The 11,581-nt window shown below is 73.4% G+C and carries 12 protein-coding genes; 3 read left to right on the forward strand and 9 right to left on the reverse strand.

All coding sequences use genetic code 11. The features are described 5' to 3' along the window. Positions 1-6 precede the first annotated feature (6 nt). The 3 genes from K7I03_RS21525 to K7I03_RS21535 are packed head-to-tail and all read right to left on the reverse strand — an operon-like array spanning position 7 to position 3,522. Positions 7-756: a succinate dehydrogenase/fumarate reductase iron-sulfur subunit gene (locus K7I03_RS21525; protein WP_185944902.1), complete on the reverse strand. Its 750-nt coding sequence runs from the start codon at positions 754-756 to the stop codon at positions 7-9. Next, on the reverse strand, positions 753-2,759 hold the full coding sequence (locus K7I03_RS21530) for a fumarate reductase/succinate dehydrogenase flavoprotein subunit (RefSeq protein WP_221903425.1): 2,007 nt from the start codon (positions 2,757-2,759) through the stop codon (positions 753-755). The genes K7I03_RS21525 and K7I03_RS21530 overlap by 4 nt, the downstream gene beginning before the upstream one ends. A 1-nt stretch (position 2,760) precedes the next feature. Then, entirely contained in the window at positions 2,761-3,522 is a 762-nt protein-coding gene (locus K7I03_RS21535) for a succinate dehydrogenase cytochrome b subunit (protein ID WP_185944903.1), read from the reverse strand. 87 nt (positions 3,523-3,609) lie between these two features. On the opposite strand from K7I03_RS21535, the gene K7I03_RS21540 reads away from it, so the two are divergent. Next, the gene (locus K7I03_RS21540; protein WP_224347145.1) at positions 3,610-4,497 is read left to right on the forward strand and encodes a LysR substrate-binding domain-containing protein; all 888 of its coding nucleotides are present in this window, start codon (positions 3,610-3,612) and stop codon (positions 4,495-4,497) included. A gap of 73 nt (positions 4,498-4,570) precedes the next feature. Here the strand turns inward: K7I03_RS21540 and crcB are convergent, their stop codons facing one another. From crcB to K7I03_RS21560, 4 genes are all read right to left on the reverse strand, one after another. Then, a complete protein-coding gene (crcB, locus tag K7I03_RS21545; RefSeq protein ID WP_185944905.1) occupies positions 4,571-4,924 on the reverse strand; it encodes a fluoride efflux transporter CrcB in 354 nt (117 codons plus the stop codon). Next, positions 4,921-5,253: a DUF190 domain-containing protein gene (locus K7I03_RS21550; protein WP_004954959.1), complete on the reverse strand. Its 333-nt coding sequence runs from the start codon at positions 5,251-5,253 to the stop codon at positions 4,921-4,923. The genes crcB and K7I03_RS21550 overlap by 4 nt, the downstream gene beginning before the upstream one ends. Beyond that, on the reverse strand, positions 5,250-5,720 hold the full coding sequence (locus tag K7I03_RS21555) for a fluoride efflux transporter FluC (RefSeq protein ID WP_185944906.1): 471 nt from the start codon (positions 5,718-5,720) through the stop codon (positions 5,250-5,252). The genes K7I03_RS21550 and K7I03_RS21555 overlap by 4 nt, the downstream gene beginning before the upstream one ends. Positions 5,721-5,853: 133 nt before the next feature. Then, complete coding sequence (locus K7I03_RS21560) at positions 5,854-7,131, reverse strand: styrene monooxygenase/indole monooxygenase family protein (protein WP_185944907.1); 1,278 nt, start codon at positions 7,129-7,131, stop codon at positions 5,854-5,856. 245 nt (positions 7,132-7,376) lie between these two features. Here K7I03_RS21560 and K7I03_RS21565 point away from each other — a divergent pair, with 245 nt between their 5' ends. Then, positions 7,377-7,616 (forward strand): chaplin, encoded by a 240-nt coding sequence (locus K7I03_RS21565; RefSeq protein ID WP_185944908.1) that lies wholly within the window; start codon positions 7,377-7,379, stop codon positions 7,614-7,616. Between the two features lie 141 nt (positions 7,617-7,757). On the opposite strand, the gene K7I03_RS21570 is transcribed toward K7I03_RS21565, so the two are convergent. After that, on the reverse strand, positions 7,758-8,486 hold the full coding sequence (locus K7I03_RS21570; RefSeq protein ID WP_185944909.1) for a 4'-phosphopantetheinyl transferase family protein: 729 nt from the start codon (positions 8,484-8,486) through the stop codon (positions 7,758-7,760). After that, complete coding sequence (locus tag K7I03_RS21575) at positions 8,483-9,379, reverse strand: metallophosphoesterase family protein (RefSeq protein ID WP_224347146.1); 897 nt, start codon at positions 9,377-9,379, stop codon at positions 8,483-8,485. The genes K7I03_RS21570 and K7I03_RS21575 overlap by 4 nt, the downstream gene beginning before the upstream one ends. Before the next feature lie 356 nt (positions 9,380-9,735). On the opposite strand from K7I03_RS21575, the gene K7I03_RS21580 reads away from it, so the two are divergent. Beyond that, positions 9,736-11,565: a serine/threonine-protein kinase gene (locus K7I03_RS21580; RefSeq protein ID WP_185944910.1), complete on the forward strand. Its 1,830-nt coding sequence runs from the start codon at positions 9,736-9,738 to the stop codon at positions 11,563-11,565. The last annotated feature ends 16 nt before the right edge of the window (positions 11,566-11,581 follow it).

Raw genomic sequence — 11,581 nt, forward strand, 5'->3', positions numbered from 1 at the left:
TGCCCCCTACTTGCCCCGCCCCTTCACCGAAGCCCGCAAGTACTCCCGGTTCATGCGCCCGATCGCCGTCAGGGGGATGCCCTTGGGGCAGGCCGTGGCGCATTCGCCCGTGTTGGTGCAGCCGCCGAAGCCCTCTGTGTCCATGGTGCCGATCATGTCGAGGACGCGGGACTCCCGCTCCGGGGCGCCCTGGGGGAGGACGTTGAGGTGGACGACCTTCGCGGAGGTGAAGAGCATGGCGGAGCCGTTGGGGCAGGCGGCCACGCAGGCGCCGCAGCCTATGCACTCGGCGTGTTCGAAGGCGAGGTCGGCGGTCGGCTTGGGGACCGGGGTGGCGTGGGCCTCGGGGGCGGAGCCGGTGGGGACGGAGACGTAGCCGCCGGCGCCGATGATGCGGTCGAACGCGGAGCGGTCGACGACCAGGTCCTTCACGACCGGGAACGCCGCGGCCCGCCACGGCTCGACGTCGATGGTGTCGCCGTCGGTGAAGTGGCGCATGTGGAGCTGGCAGGTCGTGGTGCGCTCCGGGCCGTGGGCCTGGCCGTTGATGACCATGCCGCAGGCGCCGCAGATGCCCTCGCGGCAGTCGTGGTCGAAGGCGACGGGCTCGTCGCCGGCGAGGATCAGCTCCTCGTTGAGGTGGTCGAGCATCTCCAGGAAGGACATGTCCTCGCTGATGCCCCTGACCTCGTAGGTGGTCATGGCGCCGGGCGAGCCGGCGTCGCGCTGGCGCCAGATGCGCAGGGTGAGGTTCACGCGTAGCTCCGCTGGGTGGGGTGGACGTATTCGAAGGTCAGGGCTTCCTTGTGGAGCACCGGCGGGCCGCCCGTGCCCGTGAACTCCCAGGCCGCCGCGTACGAGAACTCCTCGTCCTTGCGCGCCGCCTCGCCCTCCGGCGTCTGGCTCTCCTCGCGGAAGTGGCCGCCGCAGGACTCGGCGCGGTGCAGCGCGTCCAGGCACATCAGCTCCGCCAGTTCCAGGTAGTCGACGATCCGGTTCGCCTTCTCCAGCGACTGGTTGAGCTCCTCGCCCGTCCCGGGGACCTTGATCCGGTGCCAGAACTCCTCCCGCAGCGAGGGGATGCGGTCGAGCGCCTTGCGGAGGCCGCTCTCCGTCCGCGCCATGCCGCACTCGTCCCACAGCAGTTCGCCCAGTTCGCGGTGGAACGAGTCGGGGGTCCGGTCGCCGTCGACGGACAGGAGGCGGGTGAGGCGGTCGGTGGCCTCGCCGACCGCCTCCGTCACCGCCGGGTGGTCGTCCGGGACGGGGGTGTGCGGGTGCCGGGCCAGGTAGTCGTTGATCGTCGACGGCAGGACGAAGTAGCCGTCGGCCAGGCCCTGCATCAGGGCGGACGCGCCGAGCCGGTTGGCGCCGTGGTCCGAGAAGTTGGCCTCGCCGATCGCGAACAGGCCCGGAACGGTCGTCTGGAGGTCGTAGTCGACCCACAGACCGCCCATCGTGTAGTGGATCGCCGGGTAGATGCGCATCGGCACCTCGTACGGGTCCTCGGCGGTGATCCGCTCGTACATCTCGAAGAGGTTGCCGTACTTCGCCTCCACCGCCTTCCGGCCCATCCGCCGGATCGCGTCGGCGAAGTCCAGGTAGACGCCCTGCCCGCCGGGGCCGACGCCGCGCCCCTCGTCGCAGACGTTCTTCGCGGCGCGCGAGGCGATGTCGCGCGGGACGAGGTTGCCGAAGGACGGGTAGATCCGCTCCAGGTAGTAGTCGCGCTCGTCCTCCGGGATCTCCGCCGGTGGGCGCGTGTCGCCCTGCGACTTCGGCACCCAGATGCGGCCGTCGTTGCGCAGCGACTCGCTCATCAGCGTCAGCTTGGACTGGTGGTCGCCGGAGCGCGGGATGCAGGTGGGGTGGATCTGGGTGAAGCACGGGTTGGCGAAGTACGCGCCGCGCCGGTGCGCCCGCCAGATGGCCGTGGCGTTGGAGTTCTTGGCGTTCGTCGAGAGGTAGAAGACGTTGCCGTAGCCGCCCGTCGCCAGCACCACGGCGTCGGCGACGTACGTCCGGACGGATCCTGTGATCAGGTCGCGGGCGACGATGCCGCGTGCCCGCCCGTCCACGACGATCAGGTCGAGCATCTCCGTGCGCGCGTGCATCTCGACGTTCCCGGCCGCGATCTGCCGGGACAGCGCCTGGTACGCGCCGAGCAGCAGCTGCTGGCCCGTCTGACCGCGGGCGTAGAACGTCCGCGACACCTGGACGCCGCCGAACGAGCGGGTGTCGAGCAGCCCTCCGTACTCGCGGGCGAACGGCACGCCCTGTGCCACGCACTGGTCGATGATCTCGACGGAGACCTGGGCGAGGCGGTGCACGTTGGACTCGCGGGCCCGGAAGTCGCCGCCCTTGACGGTGTCGTAGAAGAGGCGGTGGACGGAGTCGCCGTCGTTGCGGTAGTTCTTCGCCGCGTTGATGCCGCCCTGTGCGGCGATGGAGTGCGCCCGGCGCGGCGAGTCCTGGTAGCAGAACTGGACGACGTGGTAGCCCTGTTCGGCGAGGGTGGCGCCGGCCGCGCCGCCCGCCAGGCCGGTGCCAACGACGATGACGGTCTGCTTGCGGCGGTTGGCCGGGTTGACGAGCCTGGCCTCGAACCGGCGGCGGTCCCAGCGCTCGGCTATCGGGCCGTCGGGGGCCTTGGTGTCGGCGATCGGGTCGCCGACGCTCCAGCGGACGCGGTCGTCACCGGTGGTCCAACGGACGCCGTGGTCGTCGCCGGCGGTCCGCCGGATGTCATGGTCGGGCATGTCAGCTCACGATTCCTGTCAGCACGCCGATCGGGACGGCGAGGAAGCCGAGGGTCAGCAGGGCGGCCAGCCCGTTGGCGATCACCTTGAACGCCCGGTCCCGGCGCGGGGAGTTGGCGCCCAGCGTCTGGGCCGCGCTCCAGAATCCGTGCCGGATGTGCAGGCCGAGTGCGAGCATCGCGGCGATGTAGAAGGCGCTCACGTACCAGCGGTCGAAGGACGCCACCAGGTTCTGGTACGGGTGCCCCTCCTCGGCGTTGGGGTTCACCGTGAGGGTGGTGAGGTCGAGGATGTGCCAGACGATGAACAAACCGAGGATCACCCCGCCCCAGCGCATGGTGCGGGTGGCGTAGCTCGCCCGGGCCCGCTTCCGCTCGTACTTCGCCGGACGGGCGGCCAGGTCCCGGCGGCTCAACTGGTAGGCGGCCACGCCGTGCAGCACCACGGACGCCGTGAGCACCACCCGCGTCAGCCACAGGAACCACATGCGGTGCAGGAAGGGCTCGCCGATGGTGCGGATCCAGTGCCCGTAGTGGTTGAGCTCCCCGGGCCCGAAGAAGACCTTGAGATTGCCCAGCATGTGGGCGACCAGGTACGCCAGCATGATCAGGCCGGTGGTCGCCATGACCGCCTTCTTGCCGACGGTCGAGCGCCACAGGCGGCCCAGGAGGGACGGGGACCGCCCGGCGGCGCGCCTGGAAGGGGGCTCGGAGGGGGGCTCGGTGGAGGACGGGGATCGCTCCGTCCGGGTCGCCAGTGCCATGCCGCCGACAGTAGGTCGGCAAGATTCATGCGTCCAAGACATGGCGGGCCTGGTTTCCATAGAGAGCGCCTATCTATCCTGGTCGCCGTGCAACTCCAGCAGCTTCGCTACTTCGCGACGGTGGCCGAAGTACGTCACTTCACCCGCGCCGCCGAGACCCTCCACGTCGCCCAGCCGTCGCTCTCCCAGCAGATCCGGGCGCTGGAACGGGAATTGGGCGCCGACCTGTTCCACCGGGCGCGCGGCAACATCAAGCTGACCGACGCGGGCGAGGCGCTGCTGCCCCTCGCCCGGCGCATCCTCGCCGACACCGACACCGCGCGGCGCGAGGTCCAGGAGGTCGCCCAGCTCCGGCGCGGCCGGGTACGGCTCGGCGCGCCGCCGAGCCTGTGCGCCAGCCTGGTCCCGGACGTGCTGCGCGCCTACCACGCGCGCTATCCGGGGATCGAGCTGTTCATCGACGAGGGCGGCTCCCGCGACCTGGTCCGCGACCTGGCCGCCGGCGCCCTCGACCTGGCCCTGATCATCACCCCGCTGGGCGTCGGCGCCCCCGCCCTGACCACCACCGAGCTGCTCCACGAGGACCTGGTCGTCGTCTCCTCCCCGTCCGCCCCGCCACCGGTCCGCCGGGCCCGGATCCGGGTGGAGGACCTGCGCGGACTGCCGATGGTGATGTTCCGGCGGGGCTACGACCTGCGCGAGATGACCATCGGGGCCTGCCGGGCGGCCGGTTTCGAGCCGTCGTTCACGGTGGAGGGCGGCGAGATGGACGCCGTCCTGGGCTTCGTCCGCGCCGGCCTCGGCGTCGCCGTCGTCCCCGGCATGGTCGCCGCCCGCTCGGGGCTGCGCGTCACCCCGTTCGACGGCGACCGGATGCGCCGGACGGTCGCGGTGGCCCACCGCAAGGACGCGCCCCCGCCGCGCGCGGCACGGGAGTTGTGGGGGGTGCTGCTGGAGCACTTGGGGGAGGCGTGAGTCGTGGACAGACCGCGCCGGGCGGGAATCGTGAACAGGCGGCGCTGAGCGGGAACCGTGAGAACAGCCCGCGCTAGACCGCCCCGCCGAGCCACACCCCCGCGTACGCCGCCCCCAGCCCCGCCGCCACGCTCCCCAGCACGTTCAGCACCGCCAGCCCCCGCGCCCCGTCCTCCGCCAGCCGCAGCGTCTCGTACGAGAACGTCGAGTACGTGGTCAGCGCCCCGCACAGCCCGGTGCCCAGCCCCAGCCGGACGTCCTGCGGGGCGACGGCCGTCACCACCCCCAGCACAAGGCAGCCGACGACGTTGACCGTGAACGTCCCCCAGGGGAACACCGAATCGTGCCGCGCCTGGACGGCCCGGTCGACGAGGTAGCGCAGCGGAGCGCCGACCATGGCGCCGGCGACGACGAACAGCCAGTTCACCCCCGGTGGACCTCGACCTCGTCCAGGGTGACGAGCCCGCCGGACCCCTCGTCCAGCAGCTCGTCGACGACGGGCAGGAACGCCCGTACCCGCTCCGGCACGTCCACGATCACCACCGCCACCGGCAGGTCCTCGCTCAGCGACAGCAGCCGCGCGGTGTGCACGCGGGACGAGGCGCCGTAGCCCTCGACGCCCCGGAACACGCTGGCGCCCGCCAGCCCGGCCCGGTGGGCGCGGTGGACGAGCTCGGAGGCGAGCGGCCGGCCGTGCGCGGTGTCGGACTCGCCGAGGTACACCGTCAGCCGGAGCGCCGGGCCGCGCGGGATCACCGTCGGCCTCCCCGCACCAGCCGGCGCGTCACGGCGGACGCGGCCCACACCGCGGCCAGCGCGGCGAGCGGCGTCGCGGCCAGGTACAGCAGCCCGGTCGCCGTCCGGCCGTCCGCCAGGAAGTGCCGGACGTCGACGGCGTAGGTGGAGAACGTCGTGTACCCGCCGAGCACGCCGGTGCCGAGGAAGGGGCGCAGCAGCCGGTGCGGGGAACCCCGTTCGGCGATGGTCGCGAGCAGGACGCCGATGAGGGCGCAGCCGGTCGCGTTGACCAGGAACGTCGTCCAGGGGAAGGCGCCGTCCGGCGTCGGCCACAGCAGACCGGCCCCGTAGCGGGCCGCCGCGCCCAGTCCGCCGCCGAGGGACACCGCGGCCACGACGGGCCCCTGGCCGGGGCGGTGCCGTGCGGCGGCGGTGGCCGGGGTGGTGCCCGGGGCGGTGCCTGGGGCGGCCGGTGTCGTGCTCACCCGGTCACGCTAACGCACGGGCCGGACGGCCACCCGCCGGGCGCCGCACGGCAGGCCTCGCACGGGAGCCCCGCCCGTCAGACCCCGTCCGCCGGGCTCCGCACGTCAGGCGCCGCCCGTCAGCCCCCCTCCGTCAGACCCCACCCCCGGCACCCGCCTCCGGCACCGGCCGGCCCGTGACCGCCGTCAGGTACGCGTCCGCCCGGTCGGCGTCCAGCAGCCAGTCGCGGTAGCCGGCCGGGTCGGCGAAGCCGTTGACGTAGCGGTGGGCGATCTCCGGGTGGTCCGCCGCCGCGAGCACGACGCGCCGCGCGTGGTCCGGGAGCGGGCCGAGCAGCAGGTCGCCGAAGGCGACGGCGTGCCGCGCGTGCTCCCACCAGGACGCGAACGCCCCGTACATCCAGGCGTGGTCGAACGGCCGGTCGCCGCGGTCGGTGATCGCCCGCAGGTACCGGTCGGCGCAGCGGGCCGCGCTGTTGCAGCCCTGCCCGGCCAGCGGGTCGTTGAGCACCACGGCGTCCGCCATGCCCAACACATGCGTCCCGGGCGCCACTTCCGCCACCGGATGCCGGACGACGGGGGTGACCGCGCCGGTCAGGGCGGCACCGGCGTCCGTCGGCTCGGCGTCCGCGCACAGCTCGTACTCCCACGGGACGTACTCCCGCATCAGCTCCAGCGAGCGGGCGAGGAGCTCCGCCGGGCCCGGGGAGTCCCGCCAGCGGTCGAACGGGCCGTCCGGCACGGCCTCCCACATCAGGATCGTGCAGGGGCCGGAGAGGGTGAGCGCCGGCAACACGAACAGCTCGCCGACGCCCGGCACGGACGTCATCCGCAGCCGGCCGGGCTCCTCCGGATGCGGGTGGACGCCGTGCAGGTAGACGACGGCGAGGGCGCGCCGCGGCCGGTCGTGGGGGCTGTGCCGGGGGTCGCGGCCGAGGACGGACCCGAGATCGCCGCGGCCGGAGGCGAGCACGGTCAGGTCGTGGGCGGCGGCGAGGCCCGGCAGGTCGTCGGCGGTCACCGGGCGGTACTCGACGCGTCCGCCGCGCTCCTCGAACAGCTCCAGCCAGCGGGCGGTCTTCAGCCGCAGGTCCACCGACTGCGCCGGCTCGTCCAGCGTCCCGCCGAACGCGCGGAGGACCGTGCCCGGCGGTTCGGCGGTGGTCAGCCGGGCGCCGGTGATCGGGGGCGCCTCGGCGTCCCACAGGTTCAGCCCGGCCGCCCGCTCCAGCGCCCTGGCCGGGCCGAACATCTGCTGCGTCGACTGCACCCGCCCGGCGCGGATCCCGTCCGGCGTCCGGTCGGACACGAGCAGCACCTCGTGACCGGAGGATCCGCCTCCCGTCCCCAGCAGCCCCAGCGCCAGATGCAGTCCGGCCTGACCCGCCCCGACGATCGCGATCCCGCGCATGGCCCGCTCCTTCCCGCCGGTCGTCCGTCCCTCCCTTGTACGCGTTGTACGCGGTACGGGGCGCGGCTGTACAGACGTCGCACGGACGTCATGGCACCTTCCGGGGCCCGGCGGGGCCGTTCGGCGGCCGGTCACCCGTCCGCCGCACGATTCGAAACCTTCGGGGTGATCGGACGTTGATCCGGGCTCCCGGCCGTCAGCGGCCGTGAGCTCGACCCTGTCAGACCGAACGAAGGTGTCACCCCATGTCACGAATCGCCAAGGCAGCGGCCCTCACCGCCACCGTGGGCACGGCGCTCGCCGGCGTCTCCGGCACCGCCCTCGCCGACTCGAACGCCAAGGGGGCGGCCGTCGGCTCCCCGGGCGTCGTCTCGGGCAACGTCATCCAGATCCCGATCCACCTCCCCATCAACCTCTGCGGTAACACCATCGACATCGTCGGGCTGCTCAACTCGACCAACGGCAACGTCTGCGTCAACGACTGACGCACCGCACCCCGACGACACCGGGCGCGTCCGCGCCGGGCCTCCGCTCCGCACGGCGGAGGGCCCGCCGGGCCGGCGCCCGTTCGTGGCGCCCCCGACGCGGTCGGCGGGCGCCACGCCGTTTTCAGGAGCACGCCGTTTTCAGGAGACGGTGGTCCGGTCGTCCTCGATTTCCTTTGTGGTCCCTCCCGTCGCGGCACCGGCCGGCGCCGGGACGGCGATGGCCGTGACGACGAGGCCCTCGCCCGCCGCCCAGCGCCCCTCGAAGCCGTCCAGCCGGTGGCCGCCGACCACCGGACCCGGCACCAGCAGCCGGGCCGTGAACGTCCCGGCGTCCGGATCGACGGCCAGCTCGGCCTCGTCGAAGTCCAGCTCCAGGCCGGTCAGCGGGTACCACGCCTTGAAGACGCTCTCCTTGGCGCTGAACAGCAGCCGTTCCCAGTGCACGTCCGGCCGGCGGGCCGCCAGGTCGGCGAGCCACTCGCGTTCGGACGGCAGCGAGACCATGTCGAGGACGCCGTCCGGGAGCGGTCCGTTCGGCTCGGCGTCTATCCCGAGCGACGCGGCGTCGGCGGCCCGCGCGACGGCGGCGCCCCGGAAGCCCTGACAGTGCGTCATGCTGCCCACCACCCCGTCTGGCCAGCCCGGCGCGCCCCGCTTGCCGGGCAGCAGCGGACCGGGCGGGAGGCCCAGCCGGCCGAGGGCGGCGCGGGCGCACACCCGGACGGTGGCGAACTCGTGCAGGCGCTTGGGGACGGCGCGGGCGACATGGGCGGCCTCCTCGGGGAAGAGGAGGCTCACCGGGTCGTCCGGGGCGTCGGTGAAGGCGTGTTCGGTGACGGCCCAGGAGGGCAGGATCGCGGCGATCACCAGACGGCTCCCGGCTCGTCGACGGGCTGGGGCAGGATCTGCCGGAGCGGCTCGCGGGGCGGCCGGGGCCGCCACTCGCGCGGGTAGCCGACCGACACCTCCTCGAAGCGGACCCCGTCGTACCGGGTCACGCGCGGGATGTGCAGGTGCCCGTAGACCGCGGCGGCGGCCCGGAAGCGGACGTGCCAGTCGGCGGTGAGCTCGGTGCCGCACCACTGGGCGAAGTCCGGGTAGCGCAGGATCCGGGTGGGTTCGCGGACCAGTGGCCAGTGGCTGACGAGCACCGTCCGCATACCGGGGTCGACCTCCGCCAGCCGGCGCTCGGTGTAGGCGACGCGCGCCCGGCACCAGTCGTCGCGGGTGGCGTACGGGTCGGGGTGCAGGAAGTGCTCGTCGGTGCAGACGACGCCCGCCTCGTAGGCCCGGCGCAGCGACTCCTCCTTGGTGTCGGCGCCGGGGACGCGGAAGGTGTAGTCGTAGAGGGTGAACAGCGGCGCGACGGCCACCGGGCCGCCGTCGCCCTCCCACACCGGGTAGGGGTCCTCGGGCGTGGCGACGCCGAGTTCGCGGCAGAGCTCCACCAGGCGCAGGTAGCGCTTCTCGCCGCGCAGGTCGCAGGGGTCCTTGGGCGGGGTCCACAGCTCGTGGTTGCCGGGCGCCCAGATCACCTTGGCGAAGCGGCCGGCGAGCAGCCGGAGCGCCCACTCGACGTCGTCGTACCGCTCGGCGACGTCGCCGGCGACGATCAACCAGTCGTCGTCGTGGGTGGGGCGCAGGGTCTCGGTGAGGGCGCGGTTCTCGGAGTGGGCGATGTGGAGGTCGCTGACGGCGAGCAGTCTTCCGGCCGGGTGGGGCGCGGGTTGCGGGGGAGGCACGGCTTGCGGGTGGGGCACGGCTGGGTCCTTTGCGGTTTTTTCTTCGTTCCGTCGTTCCGTCGTTCCGTCGTGCTGTCGGTCCGTTGTTCCGTCGTCCGTTGTACTCGTGTGTTCCGTCGCGCTCGTGAACTGCTCGTCGGCACGCGGCCGGTGACGGCCGTTCCGTCGTTCCAGGCCCGCGTCCCGCGCCCGGCCCCTCACGCTAATACGGCGGTCCGGCCGGACGGAACCCCTGTTCGGGACGGTAGGGGCGGGTGGGGCGCGGGACGGCAGGGGCGCGTGGTCCCCGGGCGGAGGCGGGACGGCGAGGGTGCGCCGAGGGGGTAATACACGGGCGATTACGGGGCCCGGCGCGCGTGGCCGATGATGGGGGCATGACCAACGACGGGGGAAGGGCGCATCAGCCCACCAGTTACGACCTGCGGCCGCCGGCCCCGGCCTGGCCGAACCCGTATGCGGACCCGGCGGCGCCGCCGGTGACACAGGACCCGGCCGCGATGGCCGTCGCGCCCGGCGCGGCCGCCGACGTGGCCCCCGGCGGGACGGGACCGGTCGGGGGGCCGGGGATGGCGGCGGGTTCGGGGTCGGCGATGGATTCGGGTGCGGCAGCCGGTCCGGGGCCGGCGATGGGTCCGGGTACGGCCGGGGGCTCGGTGACGGCCGCGGGTCCGGGGACGGCTGTGGGGGAGCCGGGCGCCGGCCGCCGGGTGGGCGGGCGGTACCTGCTCCGGTCGCGGCTGGGCCACGGCGGCATGGGAACGGTGTGGCGGGCGCACGACGAGGTCGTGGACCGCGAGGTCGCCGTCAAGGAGCCGCGCGTCCCGGACCACCTGCCGGAGTCCATGCGGCAGACCATCCACCTGCGGATGCAGCGCGAGGCCCGCGCCGCCGCCCGCGTCGCGCACCCCTCCGTCGTCGCCGTGCACGACGTGGTGGTGGAGGACGGCCGACCCTGGATCGTCATGGAGCTGGTCAAGGGGCAGTCGCTGGGCGGCCGGCTGAACGAGGGGACGCTGGACGCCCGCGAGGCCGCCCGCGTCGGCCTCGCCGTGCTGGGCGCGCTGGAGGCGGCGCACGAGGCGGGAGTGCTGCACCGGGACGTCAAGCCGGACAACGTCCTGCTCGGGCGGCACGACCGGGTCGTGCTCACCGACTTCGGCATCGCGCAGATCGAGGGCGAGCAGGGCCTCACCGAGACCGGCGGCTTCATCGGCTCACCCGAGTTCGTCGCCCCGGAACGGGCGTTGGGACAGCGGCCCGGGCCCGCGTCCGACCTGTGGTCGCTGGGCGTCGTCCTGTACGCGGCCGTCGAGGGCATGTCCCCGTTCCGCCGCTCCAACACGCAGGCGACGATGCAGGCCGTCCTCTCCGCGGAACCGCCGCGTCCGACCCGGGGGCCGGCCGTCTTCACCGACATCGTGATGCGCCTGCTGCGGAAGGAGCCGTCCGCCCGGCCGACGACGTCCGAGGTGCGCGCGGCTCTGGAGGAGGTCGCGCGCCCGGCGCCCGTGGCGCCCGCGTCGGCGGCGCCGACGCCGGCGGTGACCGGCAGCCGGTGGATCCCGCCGGTGCTGCACCACAAGCGGAAGACGCAGTGGTCCCTGGGCGTCGGGGTCGTCGTGGTGGGCGCGGCCGTCGCGCTGTTCGCCATCAACCCGTTCGGGTACGGGCCGGCGACGCCGCTGCACTGGAAGGTCGTCGACGAGCCGGAGATCGTCAAGGCGTCGCTGGCGGTGCCGGAGGACTACGTCAAGGAGATCAAGCCCGACGAGCACTGGGTGCTCTTCAACGACCCCGGCGGGGTCTACCGCATCTCGCTGTTCACCGAGAGCGACCCGCCCGCCGGCTCCTCCGACGCGTCAGACAAGACCAAGCAGGTCGACTCGGCGCGCGGCGAGGCCGCCAAGCGCAAGGCGGACTTCGAAAAGGGCAACTTGTCCGGGATCACGGAGGCCAAGTCGTCGATCGACTCCGCGCCCTCCTTCGACGGCCTCGATTCGGTGGAGATGACGACCGTCTACCGGAAGTCCGGCTCCGGTGACAACGATCCCAAGGCCGTCCGCCGCACCCGCGTCATCGTCAACAAGGCGAAGGACACCGCCTGGTACTTCGAGGTGACGATGCCGGAGAAGGGCAAGGCGCGGGCGGACGGCGACAAGCTGTACAAGGAAGCCCTGCGGTACCTCAAGCTCAAGGAGAAGTGAGGCCGAGGTTCCGCTT

The organism is Streptomyces mobaraensis (assembly GCF_020099395.1).
Classification (GTDB): domain Bacteria; phylum Actinomycetota; class Actinomycetes; order Streptomycetales; family Streptomycetaceae; genus Streptomyces.